Below are 19,685 nucleotides of genomic sequence, written 5' to 3'. Positions count from 1 at the left end.
ATGTGGGATAAAATACAATATGCCTTTCTTTATAGCTGGGTAAAAGTACACGCCTTACTTCCCATGCGAGCTTTATACGTGTTATCAGACATCCTATATGTCCTTATCTATAAGATAGCCGGATACCGGGTAAAAGTAGTGCGCCGTAATATAACCGCCTCTTTCCCGGATAAATCCAAGGCAGAATTACGCCAATTAGAACGTCGGTTCTATCATCATTTCGCCGATTATATCGTAGAAACGATTAAACTAGCCCATATCTCTCTGGATGAGATACAACAGCGAGCCTATCTGAGGAACCCGGAATTGGTTGACCAACTTATGGCGAAAGGCCATACTTGCTTCATCCTCACGATGGGGCATTATGGCAATTGGGAATGGTTCTCCGGCTCGACCACCCGTTTCGAGGACTCACGTATCTATCAGATATACCGCCCGTTAAACAACAAGGCTTTTGATAAGCTATTCGCCAACCTCAGGACGCAATTCGGTTCTTTCGGCATCAAGAAAAACGATACGATACGGGATATCATCAAGTTAAAACAAGACAAGACCCGCTCTGTCGTCATCTTCTTGGCAGACCAGACACCCAGCAAGGCGAACCTGCATTATTGGACCGAGTTCCTTCATCAAGATACGGCCATATTAACTGGTCCGGAGCGTATCGCACGCAAACTGAACCTGCCTGTAATCTTCCTCGATACCCAAAAGGTAAAAAGAGGATATTACACCGTAGACATGAAGCTGATTACGGAGAATCCAAAAGAGACTCCGGAGAATTACATCACCGAGCGATACGCACGACTTTTAGAGAAAATGATCTTGCGTGATCCGGCCTACTGGCTATGGACCCATAAACGTTGGAAACATAAACATGAGCAACAAGGATGAAAAAAGTAGCGATTGTCATCTTAAACTGGAACGGAAGAAAGCTAATGGAGGAATTCCTTCCTTCCGTCGTATCCAACTCTCCGGAATGGGCGGAGGTTATCGTAGCAGATAACGGTTCTACCGATGACTCGATCGAGATGTTGAAAGCAAAATTCCCCACGGTCAGCATTATCTGCCTCGACCGGAACTACGGATTTGCCGAAGGATATAATCAAGCGCTCAAAAGGCTCGACCATGAATATTGCGTTTTATTAAACAGCGACGTAGAAGTTACTCCCAATTGGTTAGATGCCCCGATTGCCACTCTCGACTCTGATCCGTCAATCGCTTGTGTCCAACCCAAAATACGGGCTCAACGAAATAAAGAATACTTCGAGTATGCGGGTGCGGCCGGAGGATACATTGATAAATACGGCTATCCATTTTGTCGGGGGAGAATCTTGCATATCGTGGAAAAGGACGAGGGGCAATACGACACTCCCGCCGATATCTTATGGGCGACAGGAGCCTGCTTATTCGTTCGTACGGCTACGTATAAGGAAGTCGGGGGATTGGATGCCGGATTCTTCGCACATCAAGAAGAGGTCGATATGTGTTGGCGTTTACGTTCCCGGGGATATCGGTTGGTATGCGTCCCGCAATCCATCGTTTACCACGTTGGTGGAGCCACCTTGAACGCGGAAAGTCCCCGCAAGACTTTCTTGAATTTCCGAAACAGCTTATTGATGCTTTACAAGAATTCCCGGGAAGAAGATCTAAAGCATGTGATGTGTGTCCGCTTTTGGCTGGACTATATCGCCGCCGCAAAGTTCCTGATGGAAGGACATTTCGCAAACGCCAAAGCCGTTTATGAGGCAAGGAAAGCCTATCACCAACTCAAACCGGAATATGCGTCTAAGCGTAAAATAAACTTGGAGAAAACCGTTCTTCCCTCCATCCCAGAACTTTTGCGGGGAAGCCTTATCCTAGCGTTTTACCTAAAAGGAGAAAAAACATTTGACCAATTAATAAATAAAAGATAATGTCACTCATTTATCGGCCCATCCTTGTGTATTTCCACAATCTTAGTAGCCACAGCATATTCATCCGGAAAGATTTTGCCTCCCATATCATTAGCCCATGCCTTGGTAAATTCAGCCCCCGTGTAAATGATAATGGCTGAATAATAAATCCAAGTAATTAATACCGCAAGAAATGCCGCCGTTCCATAAACGGTTCCGACATTCGCTATATTAATGTAAAGAGATATTCCCCATTGCCCTACCAGTAATAAAATAGTTGTTACAATAGCCCCCGTGAAAATATCCTTAATTTTTATTTTTGCATCTGGCAATATTTTAAATATGAGTGCAAAGATAGTTGTAGTAACAATTATATTCAAAAAGATTCCCGTCACTTTTACTAGCGATTCAGCGACATCAGGATAATTAGTCATAAACCGGACACTTAAATTTTCAATGACATTGGAAATCATAAATGTCACCAAAAGTATAAAAGCAAACACAAGAATTATAGAGAATGAAAGTAATCTATTTTTTAAATATTTCAACCAACTTTTCTTCGGGATTGCTTTAATTCCCCATATTGTATTGAGCGAGCTTTGTATTTCCGCAAAAATAGCAGTCGCACCAAAAACTGAAACCGCCAAACTAACAATTGTCGCAAATGTGGATGAATTACTATTTGCAGCATTCTCTATGACAGAGTTTAATGCATTCACTACGCTTATTCCCAATATAGGTTCCAACTGAGCATATAATTGTCCAGCCATATCCATCTTCAGAAACACACCAATCGTAATCAAAAGAGAAAGAAGAGGTATGATTGAAAATAATGTGGCATAAGCTAATGATGCGCTCAGTCTTGGTACACTATCGTCAATAAATCCTTGAACCATATCCTTTAATATTTTAAAAAGCAGAGACATGGTCAGTTTCTTCTTACTTCCAGAGCCATCTAATTTGTCAACAGACAGGTGTCTTTTTAGATTTTCCATATGATCCCGATTATTATCCATATATAAGCGTTTAAAGAACAAACAACTATATACCCCCTAAAGGATATCTCATTTTTATTTTTTTTACATTTTTAAAAATCGATATAATAAATCCTTAAAATAATATTCTATTTTCTTAACGAGAGCAACAAAAAAAGGTTCTTACTCTGTTTTTTAATCGTTAAAATCCTAAGATATAAAAACATTCGTCCTTTACGGGCAATTCACTTATTAAAATTAAAACGGTATGGAAACAAAAAGCAAAAAAGTCAAGAAGCTACCACATAATCTTGAAGGTGGTATAGTGAGAAATTTAAAATTTATCATTCATAAAATTAGAAGCTATGAAACTGGAAAATAATAAATTATTACAAGGTGTGATAACAGTAGTCGGAATCGTTTTGTATCTCTTGTCACGTAAAACAAAGGGGAAATCAAAACTTACATTTTTAATGATTCCAATCTGTATGTTAGGTCTTATCTCCTTATCATGCGGCAATAAAAAACAGGATAAGGTTGACATTAATAAAGCTTTAGACAACGCCATAGAAAAAGTGGAGGATGAGGCTGATAAATTACACGATGCCTGTGACGATACAAGAAAAGAAAGTCAAAGAAAAGTAGAGAAGGTAAAACATAAAGTAAAAAGAATATAAAATTAAAATGTATAACAATGGACTTACATTCAGGATTACCCTACTGGATTATCAAAAATCCCCTATTCGATTATTATAATCCTTTGAAAGAGAATCTGGATACGGATATAATAATTATTGGTTCCGGCATTACAGGCGCCCTCGTAGCACATGAATTATGCCGGACAGGATTGAAATGCTGTGTGGTGGATAAGCGGAGTATCGCCACGGGCAGCTCGGCTGCCAGTACGGCACTTTTACAATACGAGATAGACGTTCCGCTTTGCCGAATGGCTAAACAAATAGGCGAACAAAACGCAGTAATCGCTTATCGCTCCTGTTTGCAATCTATTTCAGACATTGAAAATGTTTTGAAAGAGACTGGAATCGGCGCCGATTTTGAATGGATGCCTAGTATCTTTTATGCGAGTGATGAGAAAGGAGTAAAACTTATCGAACATGAATATGAAATACGTAAACGGCATGGACTTCCCACAGAACTATTAAACAAGGAAGAGCTACATAAACGGTACAAGCTAGAAACCTATGCTGGAGCGTTACTTAATCATCAATCCGCACAAATTGATGCTTACAAAGCGGCGACAAAGCTCTTTCGGTTTCACCTGCAAAAAGATGATTTACGAATATTTACCCATACAGAGATAATCTCCTGTGAAGAAACATCCCAGGGTTGCCGATTAGAAACAAGGGAAGGCTTGGTTATCCAATGTAAATATGTGATTATCGCCGCCGGATTTGAAGCCGGACAGTTCCTGCCTAAAAAAGTAATGAAACTGACCTCCACTTATGCACTTATCTCACACCCTGTGGACCATAAAGATCTGTGGACAAAACGTTGTCTTATTTGGGAAACAGGAGAGCCTTACATATATGTGAGAACCTGTAATAATCGTATTATCATAGGAGGAGAAGACGAAGAATTCTGCGATCCGGAAGCTAGAGATGAACTTCTTCGGAAAAAAACAGAGATACTTGAGAAGAAAATCCATAATTTATTGCCTACAGTACCTTTCGAAACAGAAATGGCTTGGTGTGGAACTTTTAGTACTACGAAAGACGGACTTCCGTTCATCGGGACATGGCCCGGGATGCAACACATATTTTTTGATCTGGGATACGGAGGAAACGGAATCACGTTCAGTATGATTGGCGCACAAATCATACGTAATACCCTACAAGGTATAGAAGACGAACGTAGTGACATATTTGGTTTCCAACGAATAGTTTAAAAAGTTCAGGAGGAATAAGGACGATTCCTGTTCCTCCTGAAATAATATTAGGAAGAATTCAAGCTCCTTTATTATTGATTTAACCATACCGGAAATTTGGTTCTACCATAAAAATCATAAAAGAACAATCCTATCCAACTAGTAATGACTATCAAAATAACGGCTATAAGCCTTCTTCGCATTGGAGCATGAAGGTTCCAAATTTTAAGAGCAGCTTTTAAAGCTAGAACCAACCCGATAAACCATATCGCAACTACCTCCATATCAACTCTGCATTTTCTTAACACAGTCCTCTAGTTTATACAACTCAAATTCATATTTACGCATATAGCCACAGGTGCCATCACATATTTTAATATGACGAGGAATTGTATTCGATATCATCATACATTTATCTCCAAACAAATGACAACATCTAAGCCTATATGCCTCCATTGCCAAAGATTTCTCGTGTACACATCCCTCCTCATAAGCATCCCTACATATCTGGTAAAGACATTCATTATCTGCTTGGACAGGATTCTCCAATTTGTATCTCAAAGTTTCTTCCCATTTCATAGCTCTCAAAGATATTTGTTTACAAGATATTTTTTCAAGAAAACAATATCGAAAAGAAAATAGTTCCATCAATATATAAAATACTTTCTTATATCACAAAAACAAATACAGTTACATATATACATCAAAACAATTGTTAATTCACTTTTATACAACGAACTATTTTCATACTAATACTGTTATTAAAATATAATTCAGTTTTGATATCAAGACTTATATTTACATTATAACTTTTGAACATTAACACATAAAAAATTATTAACATGTATTTCATTTGGTATATTATCATTGGAATCTTAGCTGGTTTTATTGCTAGCAAGATCATGAAAGGAGGGGGGGGCGGTATCCTTATCAATTTATTGATTGGCATTGTTGGCGGAGTCTTAGGTGGTTTGGTATTCGGTCTATTAGGTATTGCCACCGCAGGGATTCTAGGTAGCTTAATTACATCCGTTGTCGGAGCTATTCTATTATTGTGGATCGTTTCTTTATTTAGAACTCCACATAAAACAGAAATATAATTAATTATTCATCTTCTAAACTTCTTGAATTTATGGGAACTAATTATTCTAAATTTTGGTTAGGTCTAGGATTAGGATCGATCATAGGCGTGGTGGCTTATCGTTTCTCTCGCTCTTCTAAGGGAAAGGCATTGAAAGAAAAGACAAATCAAGTCTTTCATCAAATCGGAGACAAAGCGGAGGACATGATAGATTCAGCCAAAAATAAAATGGCAAATACTGGCACAAAAGTAGCAGATAAGGTTGCCGACGAAGCTTTCAATATCGCAGAAAAGACTGATGATATCAAAAACAAAGTACACAGCTACGCAAATAACATAAAAAAATGATCAATTAATCATCCAAACAAAAAGAGGACGTAAGATATTATATTCTATCGTCCTCTTTTTATTTATCACAAAATAAAAAATCCACCTTAATCAAAAAAGTCCATTAATACACGTTTATATCTCCCCACTTATTTCGTTAAACAATCCTATATACAAAAGAATATGCCAACTAAAATAAACCTATCATTGTTTTTTTTACCAGATGCGCATCTTCAAATATTTATATGTATAATTTAAATTTTTGAGTTATGTTTTATCATGTAAAAGATTTGCAGTACAATACTCGTGTATCTGCTCCAGACCCACGTTTCGCACGTGTACTCCTCGAGGCTTTCGGAGGTGCTAACGGGGAGTTAAAATCAGCCTTGCAATATTTTGTCCAGGCTTTTAGTTGCCATAATCCTTATCCCGACAAATATGATATGTTGATGGATATCGCAACAGAAGAACTGGGACATCTTGAAATTGTTGGAGCCACTATCCAAATGCTCCTCGGACCGGTGAACGGAAAAATGAAAGATGTCGTGGAAAATATGGAGATCAATACCATGATGAACGGTAAAGCAGCCAAAGAGGATTTCATCCATCAGGCCTTCACCAACCCACAATTCTTGGTTACATCTCCCGGAAGTCCTACGCTAACAGACAGTAACGGTAATCCATGGTGCGCAACATACGTGTCTGCAAACGCAGATCTCACAGTAGATCTACGTTCCAACATGGCGGGAGAATGCCGGGCTAAAATCGGATATGAAAATCTTATTCCGTTAACGGATGACCCTTACGTGAAGGAGACTCTCATTTTTCTTATGACACGCGAGGTTACTCATTTCCAACAATTCGAGGCGGCATTAGAGACAATCCAGCCTAACTTTCCTCCCGGATCGTTTCAAACCTCCCCCAAATACAGTAACCTGTATTTCAATATGTCTAAAAAGGATGACGCACGCGGACCTTGGAATGAAGGAAAAAGTACACGCTTAAAGGAAGAATGGCAATATATAACTGATCCTTTAGAAGAAGTGCGAAGTACAAATGGCCTTGTCGACCGCAAGCCGAAAGGTACACATCGCACCGAGAAAGAGGTGAAGGAAATGGATAAGAAACTGGCCAAGGAACGTAGCGAGGAAATTCTTTCGTCCGTTCCTAAGAGCATCATGAGCTGGTGTGATTATCAAAATAAAGAAAAGTAGTAGGCTAGAAACTACTACCCAATATATTTACTCTCTTAAAAATTAAAGCATCATGAACAAGAAAAATGAAAAAAAACAAGTAGAAGCGAAGGGTTCAAAAAAAGAAACCAAAGTCAAAGAATCCAAGTGCTCAACTTCTGATAAGAAATCGGCTAAAAAATAACCGAATATCGCACTTGTAAGTAATTAATCCTTTCCCGGCGAAAAATAATTCCCCGCCGGGAAATTTTTGTTTATAAAGCGTAATATTCGCCCTACAGACTTAGGTGATATATCAATCGAAGATAACCAACACTTAATTATTTCGACGATATTCGGTTGGAGTGACCCCATAGCTTTGTTTAAAAGCCGTACTAAAATAACGAGCGCTGGAAAAACCGACACGGTCCGCTACTTCCTGAATACTCATATCCTTATGAGATGAAAGCAACCGAGAAGCCTCGACCATACGAAACCGAATCACATAATCACCAACCGAGACATCCGACAAATGACTGAACTTGCTATAAAGCGTCGTTCTACTCATCGCCATTGCAGAGGCGATAAAAGGCACATTCAAATCCGGATTACTCAAGTTCTCCCGAAGCAACGTATTCAATTTACACATGAATTGTTCGTCCGCATTGCTTGTCGCATCCTCTTTTGGAGAGAATAGACAACCGGACTCACGATAACGCACACGAAGTAGGTCTCGCTGTCTCAATATATTCCGCAGAATCACCAACAAGGAATCTATATCAAACGGCTTCGCCAAATAGATATCCGCCCCTGATTTATACCCCTCTACCGAACTTGCTTGATCCACCCTAGCGGTCAATAGAACCACAGGAATATGGCTAACCGCTACGTCGTTCTTGATTCGGTAACACAGCTCAAAACCATCAGTCCGAGGCATCATGACATCACTGATTACAATATCCGGCTGACATTGACCCAAGATTTCCCAAGCCTCTTCCCCGTCTCCGGCTACAAAAACCTCCTTAAACTCTGCCTGCAAGACACCGAGTAAGTAGTTACGCAGCTCTATCTCATCTTCAACCACCAACAATGTATATTTAGCAAGCTCCGTATCTACCTGTACCCCGCGCACATCTGTTTCCGGCTTGTCAGTGCCCTTCACGCTTAAATCGATAACGCTATCCGGTTCCGCGGCAGCAAACGCTTGCGTGAAAGGAAGGTCGAAATAGAAAGTGGCACCTACATCCTCATTATTGTAAGCACCTATACTTCCGCCATGCAACTCTATAAGTTTCCGGGCATAAGCCAACCCGATCCCACTCCCTTTACGGTCGTGTTCACCTTGGTAAAAACAGGTAAAAAGACGGTTTATATCCACATGTCTCAATCCGATCCCCTGGTCCGCAAGGAAAACCCGCACATGCTTATCCATACGCTCCGTACCAATGACCAATGAGGTATCCGGATCGCTGAATTTCATCGCGTTTATCAATAAATTAGATAAAACGACACGACATTTGGAAGTATCAAAGGGTACCTTCTCTACCGAAGCATCCAACTGGAACCGCACAGAAATCCTACGGGCTTCGAATTCCATGATAAAATCATCCGTTACCAATCGTATCCAATCGTTAAGATCGTAAAAACGAATATCCATAACATCGCCGTTCGTATCAGACTTCTGGGCATCGAGCACCATATCGACGATCTCCCGCATCCGGCAAGTCTGCAACAACAAACCATCCAATTGCCGGGATACATCTTTATCCGTCACCTTTCCGGATTTCAGCAAACGTTTGAGCGGAGCATAGATCAAAGTAAGCGGCGTACGTAATTCATGGCTGATGTTCACCATGAAACGGACTTTTTCCTCATAAAACTTTCGTTCATGTTCTTTCATGGCCCAAGCAAGTTTCCGTTCTTTGCGTCGCATAACAGACCAGATCATCCCTCCAATTGCCGCAAACGCGATCACCCCCATCGCAATCAGAAACCAAGCGCGTCTCCACAAAGGAGGCTCCACATCTACCGTCAATAATCTCAAAGGAACACTCCAGTCTCCATTCTTCTTGCTATAGGAAACCCATAATTCATAGTTGCCCGGAGAAAGCGCCGGAAATGTAAACGCATGGCTTGAAGTCTCCAACAACTCCTCACGGTCTCCCTTGATGTAAAAACGGAATAATTTCTTCCGCATCAAATCCTTCTCTTTCACGATAACACTTAACCCAAGGGAAACATAATCCCACGGAATGGAAATAGCCTGTTCCCCGGATATACCATCAGGATGAATCGGTAACCCATCTAAAGCCAAATTAATCATGCTCACAGAAAAATCCTCTTCCTCATGAATGTCATAGCCGGGCCGTATCCTAACCAGCCCTTCCACTCCAGAAATATAAATATTACCGGAAGAAGACTCAAAAGCAGGTTCCGGAAGAAACTCACGTGTAAAGATACCGTCAGATTCCCCAAAAACGATTACACGCTTCTCATCCGGCACATACGCATACAACCCTTCATAAGTACTTATCCAAAGACGATCAGAACGATCAAACGCAAGAGACGTTACCCCGATAAAACGATCCTGATCAACCGTATCCAATCTTTCCGAGAGACGGTCATAAACATACAGTCCGGAAGATGTCCCCAACCAAAAATGATTATCCTTATCTTGTTTTACCGCAAGTATCGTACCGATATCCTCATTCCTCACAAATAACGGACGTAGTTGCTTATGCGGGACATCCAACACATACAAAGCTGCGGAAGAGCTTATGTAACAAGAATCGCCTTGTATGAAACGGGGCGCAAGCAAACTTTGTGGTAACAGATCTTCCGGTAAAGACTCAAATTGTTGTTTCCGCCGATTATACACAGACAAATGATTATCAGATAAAAGACAAAAATGATCCTCGTCTAAAGGAGATAAACGAATCGAATTACCTCGTAAGAACAAATCCTTTCGCACATGCCCCCAATTTAACAAAAACTCCCGGCATTCTCCGGTATTTTTATTAAAAAGACAAAGCCCTACGCCAAACAAAGATAACAACAATTCCGAATCGCTATACGGCATGATAGACACCACCTTCATCCCCGCAGTCTGAGGATACTTCCGGAAAGTCTCTTTTTGCGGATCAAACAAGTCAAGACCTCCCCCATCCGTTCCTACCCAGATTTTCCCATCACGATCTTCATACATGGAAGTGACCGACTGAAAACTCAAACCGTAAGAAGCCCCGGGAGGAGCATCCCGATAAGTTGTCATAAAAACAGGTTTGATGCCGATCAATCCTCCCCTGATACTACCCGCCCAAACATTATCCTCATCATCGATATACAGACAGGCGAAAGAATTTATCGGCAACGAATGGCGATCGCCCGGAAGATGCATAATCGCTCTTACGGTCTTATTTTTGTAATTATATATATTGATACCACCTCCGTCCGTCGCCAGCCAAAGTTCGCCATCTTTCTCGCACATATCTTGCACGACATTATGAGTCAATCTCTCCGGGGCTTCCAAATGTTCCTGTAATCTCCCCTCTCGATCATAACAAAAAACACCTTTATTATAGATAGCCACCCATATTCTCTTGAATGCATCTATATACATGGAGGGGATATTCCCTTTTGGGATAAACGGCACACGTTCCATATCTCCGGTGTCTAGCGAATACCACCAAAGCCCTTTTTCCAGAAAAGACAGTATGACCTTCCTCTCTTTTTCGTCATACAAATAAGCATAATTAGGCGAAAAGGTAAACGGCCTCTCCTCCTTGAACTTGCACCGGATCATTTTCTTTTCCGCATAGGAATAACAAAAAACACCCTGCTTCCCTAAAAAATAGATTCCTTCCGGCATGAGGAGGCTACAGGCAGCAACCATGGGTTGACCGTCTATTTCCTGACGTATAAATTTTCGAGTACCACGATCGAAACATGCCAATCCGCGACTGGTTCCTACCCAAATATTTCCCTCCGCATCTTCCTCCAAAAAAACTATATCATTATAAGGAAGAGAATGCGGGTTCTCCCTCTCCTCCTGATAAACGGTAATCTTTTCCCTATCGAAACGATTCAACCCAAATCGGGTACCAATCCACATAACCCCTCTTTCATCTACCAGCACACATTTTACGGAAGACTGCGATAATCCGTTTTCCAAAGAGATTTGCTTAAAATAATACCTAGGAGCTGCATAAAGAGACTCTGTTAAACACACTAAAAACAGCAATAGATATAATTGTAAAAACTTCCAAAATACTCGCATAGTTGTATATCACCCATTGTTCGGCAAAAATACTAAATCGTCCGAAATATAAGGCTTGCAGAGTATAAAAAAACGTTTTTTGAATTTTCACGGACGATTTTGGACTCAAGAAAATATCCTTAAAGCATAGATTTGCAGCAAGTGAAAAATTAAACAAAAAAGCATATCATTAAAAATTATTCTTATGTTACGTACAACGGGTATATATTTTATTATTTTGGTTATGATACTTGTAAAATGTTTCCTTCCGGACGAAAAACCGGAGATCATTCCTTTCCCCTTGCAAAGTGTATCAGACAAAGGTGATTTCACATTCAACAAGGCAACCCTCATCAGTGTAGAAAATGAAAAACAGGCTATGATCGCTCGGGAGTTGACCGATCTGTTCACGCTTTCCGCCGGATTCACCCCGGAAATAAAAATACAAGACAAACGAGCCAATATCATATTCCGCACAGACAGAGAACTAGCGGCCGAACATTATAAACTGAATATAGCCCCCTCTTGTATTCTAATAAAAGCATCCGGACAAAAAGGTTTCTTTTACGCAACGCAAACCTTACGTTTTCTGCTTCCTCCAGCAATAAACAGCCAAACTCAGGTAGAGAATATTCAATGGAACGTACCGGGAATGACCATACTAGATGGCCCCCGATACAGCAATCGGACCGTGGCAATACACACACCTTTCACTCTCATCTCGAAGGATAATCTCAAAGAATTGATCAATCACCTAGCCATGTTAAAAATAAACAGACTTCATTTCACACAAGAAGTTCATGATACTACACCTGAAGGACAGCAAAAAATGAAGGATATGAACCTGTATGCTAAATCCAAGAAGATCACGATCTCAAACGGGACAACACACACCCATGATATCATATCGTATCTCCCGTTCCAAGCAGAGCGACTTATCTGGAAAGCAAATATCTCCAATTGCGATGAGGATAAGAAAAGGTTATTCCAATATTTAGCGCCCATCGCAGAAAGAAGCTGGTCTGGTAATTTGTTAGCCCATCGCCTCACGCAATATATCGATCAAGATAGGCTTCAATCCGCTTACGAAACATTCCACGGCGATCACCATCAGTATCAATCCCATCAAACGCATCATCACGTTATTTCCAGTCTCTCCCAATATACGCACCAGCCGGGTGGAAGCTTGCAAGATCAAGAATGTGATAAAATAGACCAATGCGATTATTCCGATCAACGTACCCTTTAAGGTGAATGTCGAAGCGTCATCCATAAGCATGATTGCGTTGGCGATCGCTCCCGGACCGCACAACATCGGAATCGCCAGAGGAGTAATGGATATATCATCCGCATAGGTTTTCACCTCTTCCTCTTTCAACTTTGCGTTGGAATAGCGTGCCTGAAGCATATCAAACCCGATCTTGAAGATAATAAAGCCGCCAGCTATGCGAAAGCCGTTTGAGGAGATACCAAAGAACTTAAACAGGAACTGACCGGAGAAAGTAAAAACCATCAAGGTGATGAACGACACGATCGTGGCCCTTCGGACAATCGCTTTCCGCTCATGCTCATTCATGCCATTGGTCATGGTCAAGAAAACCGGCATCGTACCGAGTGGATTGGTCAACGTAAAAAACGAAGTGAAACATAATAGGGTGAAAGGTAACAAGTCTTCCATATCAATAATTTTTTAATTGGCTAATGTGCCAATATGCCAATTAGTTGAAGAGAGCATGATTGGCACATTGGTACATCAACATATTGTCACATTATTTACTCATCCCAGACCAAATAGGCTGAGACCAACCAATGATTCAGCTTATTCCCATCCACTTCTGCCGCTTCCGGAATACTCACCGTCAGCGTATGATGGCCGGGTTGGATATCTTTCAACGCTACCTCTTCCGGTATCACATCCGATCCGGGACACCAATTAGAGCGGGAAAGATCCGAAGACGCCAAGGGTTCCTCTACTTCTTTCTCCGAATATCCCTTCTCGGTGATATAGGAAGCCAGACGCTTTCTCAACCAAACCCCGGTAGCCGGATTAAAACGACGGAAAGAAGCGCAGTCCGTACGCCAAGGAACAAAATCCAAGACTGGAACTCCATCAACGGAAACAATATTCTGTTTTTCCACGAACTCATCCCCGCCGGAATGACCGCCATGTCCCGTAACGATATATTTCAGACGGACATCACGTGCGCCTTGAGGAATATCAAAATCCAATGACACGTCCTTCCGGGCGAATATATCCGGATATTCCTGCCCGATATAATAAACCGTATTCATCAACGGCTCTACATGTTTCTTCGGCAAAGCGTCGCAAGTCAGATCGGACTCATCCACATCAATCGTCATGCTTGCGACGTATCCTTCCGGTGTCCATGTATCGATAAAGATTCCAACATAAGCACCACCTTCCAGAAGAGGATACAAATCGGTTATGTCTTGCTCCCAGCTTACGCTATCTTCCCAATGATCGATATACACGGGCTTACGATGTTTCGTCAAGCTATCCTCGGGACTACTGTAATGCCCTACTCCGAACGGAGTCATGAAACGCATCAATTCCACGGTAGGTTGATAATCCGTCCCGGGGATGATACCGATCATCTTCTCCAGTTTCACGCTATCCACCGCAGGAAACTCCTTCTCGCCTTTAGCGATATTCAACAAATTAATGCCCGAGGCATTTGGCAATACAAAACAAGACCCGGATTTATCCCAGCGATCTCCATTCGAAGCTACCGTAACCCGGAGTTTGACGGAAACGTTTCGCTTATATTTCGGCAATGTTACCTTCTTCAAGATAATACGGCCATTCACCAAATGAAAGATACTGTCCGGTCCCGGAGCGTTAAAAGCGGCGGGATATACATCCGGAGCGAAACGTACGCGGGTATCATTAAATACCTGTACGGAATAATCTCCCATCGACGGTAATTCTTTATGTCCGCAAGAAGCGGTACATAGAAAAACTCCCGTCAAGGAGACAAATAAAGCCAATTTTTTAATCATTTTGTCTAGAATTTAGTAAGCTCCTTAATAAGCTGCTTTTGTCCGGCAGTCTTATCGGCGTGCGTACAAGGACCGGTCACACAACCGCCCTCGCAAGCCATCACTTCTATAAACTGCGCAGGAGCCTTTCCGGTTTTAGCGTAAGCGCGTAATAATGCCACATTTTTCTTTGTCAGGTTGGCTACCTGCACGGCATTTACGTTCTCGTCCTTCAAATAAACCTTAACGGCGTTGATCACACCACCACTTTGGGCGAAGCCATGCGCCTCACGGACAGCGTTAAATAATACAGAGAAAGGCTGGGCCTCCTCGATCTTGATACCCAATCCCTCCAATACGGAACCTACTTCCTCAAACGTAAGTGTAAAATCCACGCACGGATCTAGTTTCACCTCTTTTCGTTTCGCCACGCATGGGCCAACAAACACGATCTTCGCATCCGGATATTTTTCCTTCACGATACGGGCCGTATAATACATCGGAGATCCAGTAGAAGAGATGTATTTCTTTAAATCCGGGATATGTTTCTCGGCCAATTGCACGTAAGACGGACAGCAACTAGTGGTCATGAACGGTTGTCCTTCTTTCAATTTCTCGATCAATTCTTCCGCCTCATGACGGGTGGTTTCCATAGCGCCTTGCGCCACCTCGACCACTTCCTCGAATCCCAAGGACTTGATAGCGCCATACACTTTTTCCTTCGGAGCGCTAAACTGAGCTAAGATAGACGGAGCGACAATCGCTACCATCTGTTCCTTATTCCGCAAGCGTTGCAAGATATCGAATACTTGCGAGATCTCGAAGATAGCACCGAACGGACAAGCATTCACACATTTACCGCAATATATACATTTAGACTCGTCGATATGCTCCACCCCATACTCGTCCTTGCTGATCGCCTTAACCGGACAAACTTCCTCGCAAGGGATCGGGATATAAACGATGGCATGGTACGGACAGCTTTGGTGGCATTTACCACAGCTGATACAAGTTTCATGATCAATCTCGGCCTGACCGTTTTTCTTGAATCGGATAGCGTCCTTCGGGCAGTTCATATAACAACTACGAGCCACGCAACCCCGGCAAAGATTCGTGATCTCATAATTCACGGAGACACAAGAGGAACACGCCTCATCCACTACACACATGATATTTTCCTTCTTATTCTCCGAGCGGAACAAGGCACGCTTCGCATACTCTGAAAGCGGTGTCAACTCATCTTCCTCGTCCTGCATATCAAAACCAAGCAAAGGCAAGGTTTTGTATTTCCAGACGGCACGTTCCTTATGTACACAGCAACGGCCCCTCACTTTCGATTTTCGGGGACTCAACTCGATCGGCAAACGATCAATTTCTTCCAGAAGACGGTTTTCATTCCAGAGCTTTACTAACTTCGCCAGCAATCCGTGACGAACAATCATTACGTTGTTGGTAAATGCCATAATGTTATCGTATTTGTGCTTTTAGTATATCGTATATCGCATCACTTCTTTACAAACGCGAAGGTAAATAAAAGTTTCTAAACAGAAAGAAAGCTTTCTTTAAGAATTATCGAAGCACTATGAATATCTCCGCCAAACGGAGGATTTAATTTAGACAAGACAAGTTCCACCTCCGTGATCTGTGGAAATCTCTCTTTCAAAGCCTTCAAGATACGCCCCGCCGCATGCTCGAGAAGTCTCGAGGGGATAGCCATTTCTGCTTTCACGGTTTCATATACTGTGGCGTAATTGATCGTATCGCTTAAATCGTCGCTCCATACCGCGTTCTCCAACGGAGCTGTCAGTATCAAATCTACGATAAAAGTATTCCCAACCCGGGTCTCTTGGGGTGCCACGCCATGATAGGCATAGAATGTCATCCTTCGTAATTCAATCTTTGTTGTCATAATCTTTTAATTTATCTGTAAATGTATAGAAAGTAAACCTTCCTGCAAAAAAATAGTCTTATATTTGTCAACCAAGTAACAACACATTATGATGGGAATAAAACAAAAAGATGAAAATTCCGCAGGCGGATTACACAACGCCTTGGCTGCGGGGACAACGATAAAGGGTAATATTATCACAGAGACAGACTTTCGCTTGGATGGAAAAGTAGAAGGAGATATCAGTTGCAACGGCAAGATCGTTATCGGCCCCAAAGGTAGCGTAACAGGCAATATCGTATCCGAGAATGCTGAGATTCTCGGTGAGGTAGATGGCTCCGTAAAAGTAAGCGCAAAGCTTATTCTAAAATCAACAGCAATTATCAAGGGAGATATATATACCCAATCCCTAGAGATCGAACCAAACGCACGGTTCAACGGAGCCTGCTCGATGTGTTCCGAGAAAAAGAAAGCGGACAAATAGACTGAGGGCCGCACTTTTCGATACGGCCCTTAGTCTTTCTTATTTTCGTCCAGCCTCTTTTATCAACGAGACTATCTTATTATTCAGGTTATCAGCCTGTAAAAGCTGTTCCAACGTAATATGCATCCGGTAGCGCCAATAATGCGTTGAATTCGCAGGAACGTTAATACGCTCGGATTCTATATCCTTTCGCTTGATAGAATCATCCATAGCAAACCAATCCTGCAACGGAATAATCGTCAGCATGGAACGAGTCTTCAAATGATTAGAAATAATCTGGGCAACGATTTCAGCCGTACATTCATCCGGGGCCTCACCGATCCGTTGCAATACATGGTTGTAATAACGCTGTGTCTTCTCCGGATCTTCTTTCCACCAATTACGAAGAGGAGTCATATCATGTGTAGAAGTCGTACAAACGGAATGATAAGGCAAATTAAACATATCGGAAAATTCCCGCTGTGGACTCTTCGGCATACGCTCAATCTCAAGGCTTAGTATTTGCAACTTATTCATAACCTCGGGAACAGAGGCGGGGATCATACCTAGATCCTCTCCACAAACCAACATCTCCGTGGACGCGACCAACGGTGTCAAACGCTTAAACGCTTGCGCCTTCCAAAAATCATTATGGCGATGATAGAAGAAATGCCAGTATAACTGATCGAACGCATAACGGTCGGAACCACTCAATTCCCGATAGATATAGGATTGATTCGCCGAGATCCGGGGATGGAACTTATCGGTCTCTCTTGGGTCACGAAGAAATAATACCTCATTCGCAATCGTAAACAGGCCATTCTTGATCCGTAGGGAAACTGGATCCGCCTTATCCGCAAACAACGCCTCAATCTTCCTTTGCGTATCACAGAACGGTTTTAACACATAATGCCGGGAGGAGGATTGTGCCAAATAAGCACCTATCACCTCTTCTGTATTTTCCTCAAACAATTCCGATAAGAATTGTCGATTGATATGTGGGGTCGTGAAACGAGACTCGTTAAAATTCAATCCATACTGCTCGATCTCTTCTCTCGAGAACGGCAACGCTGGATTGAAATGACCACAAAGCCCTTGCACATATTCACAAGGAACCTCCCATATTCGGAAAAATCCCAAGATGTGATCTATACGGAAACAATCGAAATAATCACTTAACTTAGCGAAGCGTTTTTTCCACCAAGAGAAATTATCTTTCTCCATCGCATCCCAGTTATAAGTCGGGAACAGCCAGTTCTGACCGTTCATGGAAAAGTCATCGGGGGGAGCACCCGCTTGACCATTCATATTAAAATATTTCGGTTCCGTCCAAGCCTCTACACTAGTGCGGCTCACGCCAATGGGTAAGTCACCTTTCAATACAACTCCATTCTTACGGGCATAATCCGATACCGACTTGAACTGGTTGTGCAATACATATTGCAAAAAATAAGAGAACGAGATCTCCGGCCATGCGTCACTATCTTCCCGGCATAGGGCGCGAACACGTGTCTTATTATAAGTAGAATTACCTTGCCATTGAGAGAAATCCGATGTCCCATAACTTTCCCGCAAGAAACAATAAGTAGCGTAAGGCATCAACCATGACTCATTTTGCGCCAAGAACTCTTTAAACTCCGGCGTATCTAATACGGCCTTACCCTCCCCTGCGAAATATTCTTGACAATAACCCAATTTATATTTCAGTACTTCCTCATAATCAACCGTATCTTTTGCGTTTAATTCTTTTTGCTTCCCTGCATAAAAAGCAGCTCTCTCCGGATCTTGCAAGGTCCCCAAAGCCGATAAATCCACATACATGGGATGAAGGGCATAAATAGAAATAGCGCTATACGGATAGGAATCCACCCAAGTATGGGTCATCGTCGTATCATTCATAGGTAATACTTGAATGATACGTTGGTGCGTCTTTCTAGCCCAATCCACCAACATGTGTAAATCTCCCAAATCACCTACTCCAAAGCTCTTTTCCGAGCGCAAGGAAAAGACGGGGATAACCGAGCCGGCACAACGCCATAACGGTAAGCTATCCCGGAAGTAAAGACCAGATATAACAACGGTCTCACCCTGTTTCTGGGGAACAAGACTTAGAATACGATTCTCATCACTCTCCCAATACAAAGGTTGACGGGAATCATTATCCCAAACCAAAAATTTATATTCTAAAGGATACCGTATCTCCGCAGCGTCTAAATCAATATGCCATTCCGGGAAAGTATCGCAACTCAACAATAAAGCCTTGTCCGGATGCCAGTTACCTAAGCATTCTTGATTTCCAGTAATGGCTACACACTGATTCTTTTCCACCCGGGGAGCGGATATCTTTATCACCAATTTTCTTCCACTTCTAACGACCCTCTCATGTGTATTGCAGGGATGAGCGAATAAACTTTTGGTGAAAGCAGAAGAATAAAAGGCTAGATTATCCGGACGGATTTGCCAATAATCATAAAGGATGTAAGAATCAGATTGTCCATCCAATACAATCCGGTGATTCTTCTCCCACTCCTCAAAGATCTGCTTATCATTAACACTTAAGAAATATCTATATTCTATATCTTTTATATCGGGTGGAAGATCCAGTTCCAGTTTCCAGTTTCCATCTCCAGAGTAATTCATCTCCTTAGCCAAAGCAGGTTCCCAAGAGCCTAATTCCGGTATGGAGCCCACTACACATAACTTCTGTCCCCAAACGGTATGGAAGTTTATATTAAAAGTGACTTTCAT

General features: G+C 42.0%; 16 protein-coding genes and 1 pseudogene. 9 read left to right on the top strand and 8 right to left on the bottom strand.

Annotation, left to right across the window (positions count from 1 at the left end; translation table 11 throughout):
* The gene (locus D7V92_RS13660; RefSeq protein WP_087345767.1) at positions 1-891 is read left to right on the top strand and encodes a lysophospholipid acyltransferase family protein; all 891 of its coding nucleotides are present in this window, start codon (positions 1-3) and stop codon (positions 889-891) included.
* Positions 888-1,913 carry a glycosyltransferase family 2 protein gene (locus tag D7V92_RS13655; RefSeq protein WP_121773087.1) on the top strand — a complete coding sequence of 342 codons (1,026 nt, stop codon included), beginning with the start codon at positions 888-890 and terminating at the stop codon, positions 1,911-1,913. Before D7V92_RS13660 ends, D7V92_RS13655 begins: the two co-directional genes overlap by 4 nt.
* Before the next feature lie 2 nt (positions 1,914-1,915).
* Here D7V92_RS13655 and D7V92_RS13650 read toward each other — a convergent pair whose 3' ends face one another.
* The gene (locus tag D7V92_RS13650; RefSeq protein ID WP_050758739.1) at positions 1,916-2,887 is read right to left on the bottom strand and encodes a YihY/virulence factor BrkB family protein; all 972 of its coding nucleotides are present in this window, start codon (positions 2,885-2,887) and stop codon (positions 1,916-1,918) included.
* A gap of 344 nt (positions 2,888-3,231) precedes the next feature.
* Between D7V92_RS13650 and D7V92_RS13645 the strand changes: the two genes are divergently transcribed.
* Together D7V92_RS13645 and D7V92_RS13640 are read left to right on the top strand one after the other, a co-directional pair.
* Positions 3,232-3,543: a hypothetical protein gene (locus D7V92_RS13645; RefSeq protein ID WP_121773086.1), complete on the top strand. Its 312-nt coding sequence runs from the start codon at positions 3,232-3,234 to the stop codon at positions 3,541-3,543.
* A 17-nt stretch (positions 3,544-3,560) separates the two neighbouring features.
* Positions 3,561-4,772, top strand: coding sequence for an FAD-binding oxidoreductase (locus D7V92_RS13640; RefSeq protein ID WP_121773085.1), 1,212 nt, complete (start codon positions 3,561-3,563; stop codon positions 4,770-4,772).
* Positions 4,773-4,843: 71 nt separating this feature from the next.
* On the opposite strand, the gene D7V92_RS22475 is transcribed toward D7V92_RS13640, so the two are convergent.
* Complete coding sequence (locus D7V92_RS22475; RefSeq protein WP_034532384.1) at positions 4,844-5,035, bottom strand: hypothetical protein; 192 nt, start codon at positions 5,033-5,035, stop codon at positions 4,844-4,846.
* Positions 5,036-5,593: 558 nt separating this feature from the next.
* Here D7V92_RS22475 and D7V92_RS13625 point away from each other — a divergent pair.
* The 3 genes from D7V92_RS13625 to D7V92_RS13615 all read left to right on the top strand — a co-directional run bounded on the left by D7V92_RS13625 (position 5,594) and on the right by D7V92_RS13615 (position 7,373).
* Positions 5,594-5,851 carry a GlsB/YeaQ/YmgE family stress response membrane protein gene (locus D7V92_RS13625; RefSeq protein ID WP_008774478.1) on the top strand — a complete coding sequence of 86 codons (258 nt, stop codon included), beginning with the start codon at positions 5,594-5,596 and terminating at the stop codon, positions 5,849-5,851.
* Positions 5,852-5,883: 32 nt separating this feature from the next.
* Entirely contained in the window at positions 5,884-6,180 is a 297-nt protein-coding gene (locus D7V92_RS13620; protein WP_008774479.1) for a YtxH domain-containing protein, read from the top strand.
* Positions 6,181-6,428: 248 nt separating this feature from the next.
* Complete coding sequence (locus D7V92_RS13615; protein WP_008774480.1) at positions 6,429-7,373, top strand: manganese catalase family protein; 945 nt, start codon at positions 6,429-6,431, stop codon at positions 7,371-7,373.
* 295 nt (positions 7,374-7,668) lie between these two features.
* Here D7V92_RS13615 and D7V92_RS13610 read toward each other — a convergent pair whose 3' ends face one another.
* Positions 7,669-11,607: a two-component regulator propeller domain-containing protein gene (locus tag D7V92_RS13610; RefSeq protein ID WP_121773084.1), complete on the bottom strand. Its 3,939-nt coding sequence runs from the start codon at positions 11,605-11,607 to the stop codon at positions 7,669-7,671.
* Between the two features lie 184 nt (positions 11,608-11,791).
* Here D7V92_RS13610 and D7V92_RS13605 point away from each other — a divergent pair.
* Positions 11,792-12,193, top strand: a pseudogene (locus tag D7V92_RS13605) (glycoside hydrolase family 20 zincin-like fold domain-containing protein); the annotation flags it as partial.
* A 426-nt stretch (positions 12,194-12,619) separates the two neighbouring features.
* Here the strand turns inward: D7V92_RS13605 and D7V92_RS13595 are convergent.
* The 4 genes from D7V92_RS13595 to folB form a co-directional block, all read right to left on the bottom strand.
* Positions 12,620-13,264, bottom strand: coding sequence for a MarC family protein (locus tag D7V92_RS13595; protein ID WP_121773083.1), 645 nt, complete (start codon positions 13,262-13,264; stop codon positions 12,620-12,622).
* Positions 13,265-13,359: 95 nt separating this feature from the next.
* A complete protein-coding gene (locus tag D7V92_RS13590; RefSeq protein WP_121773082.1) occupies positions 13,360-14,607 on the bottom strand; it encodes a PNGase F N-terminal domain-containing protein in 1,248 nt (415 codons plus the stop codon).
* Between the two features lie 5 nt (positions 14,608-14,612).
* Positions 14,613-16,049, bottom strand: a complete 1,437-nt coding sequence (locus D7V92_RS13585) for a monomeric [FeFe] hydrogenase (protein WP_057329228.1) — start codon at positions 16,047-16,049, stop codon at positions 14,613-14,615.
* 77 nt (positions 16,050-16,126) lie between these two features.
* A complete protein-coding gene (gene folB / locus D7V92_RS13580; RefSeq protein ID WP_005855090.1) occupies positions 16,127-16,495 on the bottom strand; it encodes a dihydroneopterin aldolase in 369 nt (122 codons plus the stop codon).
* Between the two features lie 91 nt (positions 16,496-16,586).
* Here folB and D7V92_RS13575 point away from each other — a divergent pair, with 91 nt between their 5' ends.
* Entirely contained in the window at positions 16,587-16,958 is a 372-nt protein-coding gene (locus tag D7V92_RS13575; RefSeq protein ID WP_005855088.1) for a polymer-forming cytoskeletal protein, read from the top strand.
* 39 nt (positions 16,959-16,997) lie between these two features.
* On the opposite strand, the gene D7V92_RS13570 is transcribed toward D7V92_RS13575, so the two are convergent.
* Positions 16,998-19,685 carry a 4-alpha-glucanotransferase gene (locus tag D7V92_RS13570; RefSeq protein ID WP_005865486.1) on the bottom strand — a complete coding sequence of 896 codons (2,688 nt, stop codon included), beginning with the start codon at positions 19,683-19,685 and terminating at the stop codon, positions 16,998-17,000.

The organism is Parabacteroides sp. CH2-D42-20, from assembly GCF_003670185.1.
GTDB classification, from domain to species: domain Bacteria; phylum Bacteroidota; class Bacteroidia; order Bacteroidales; family Tannerellaceae; genus Parabacteroides; species Parabacteroides distasonis.
This window is presented reverse-complemented; position numbering and strand designations above follow the sequence as displayed.

Coding starts and splice junctions, on each gene's coding strand:
- D7V92_RS13660 (WP_087345767.1), top strand. CDS start 1: ATGTGGGATAAAATACAATATGCCTTTCTTTATAGCTGGGTAAAAGTA.
- D7V92_RS13655 (WP_121773087.1), top strand. CDS start 888: ATGAAAAAAGTAGCGATTGTCATCTTAAACTGGAACGGAAGAAAGCTA.
- D7V92_RS13650 (WP_050758739.1), bottom strand. CDS start 2,887: ATGGAAAATCTAAAAAGACACCTGTCTGTTGACAAATTAGATGGCTCT.
- D7V92_RS13645 (WP_121773086.1), top strand. CDS start 3,232: ATGAAACTGGAAAATAATAAATTATTACAAGGTGTGATAACAGTAGTC.
- D7V92_RS13640 (WP_121773085.1), top strand. CDS start 3,561: ATGGACTTACATTCAGGATTACCCTACTGGATTATCAAAAATCCCCTA.
- D7V92_RS22475 (WP_034532384.1), bottom strand. CDS start 5,035: ATGGAGGTAGTTGCGATATGGTTTATCGGGTTGGTTCTAGCTTTAAAA.
- D7V92_RS13625 (WP_008774478.1), top strand. CDS start 5,594: ATGTATTTCATTTGGTATATTATCATTGGAATCTTAGCTGGTTTTATT.
- D7V92_RS13620 (WP_008774479.1), top strand. CDS start 5,884: ATGGGAACTAATTATTCTAAATTTTGGTTAGGTCTAGGATTAGGATCG.
- D7V92_RS13615 (WP_008774480.1), top strand. CDS start 6,429: ATGTTTTATCATGTAAAAGATTTGCAGTACAATACTCGTGTATCTGCT.
- D7V92_RS13610 (WP_121773084.1), bottom strand. CDS start 11,607: ATGCGAGTATTTTGGAAGTTTTTACAATTATATCTATTGCTGTTTTTA.
- D7V92_RS13595 (WP_121773083.1), bottom strand. CDS start 13,264: ATGGAAGACTTGTTACCTTTCACCCTATTATGTTTCACTTCGTTTTTT.
- D7V92_RS13590 (WP_121773082.1), bottom strand. CDS start 14,607: ATGATTAAAAAATTGGCTTTATTTGTCTCCTTGACGGGAGTTTTTCTA.
- D7V92_RS13585 (WP_057329228.1), bottom strand. CDS start 16,049: ATGGCATTTACCAACAACGTAATGATTGTTCGTCACGGATTGCTGGCG.
- folB (WP_005855090.1), bottom strand. CDS start 16,495: ATGACAACAAAGATTGAATTACGAAGGATGACATTCTATGCCTATCAT.
- D7V92_RS13575 (WP_005855088.1), top strand. CDS start 16,587: ATGGGAATAAAACAAAAAGATGAAAATTCCGCAGGCGGATTACACAAC.
- D7V92_RS13570 (WP_005865486.1), bottom strand. CDS start 19,685: ATGAAAGTCACTTTTAATATAAACTTCCATACCGTTTGGGGACAGAAG.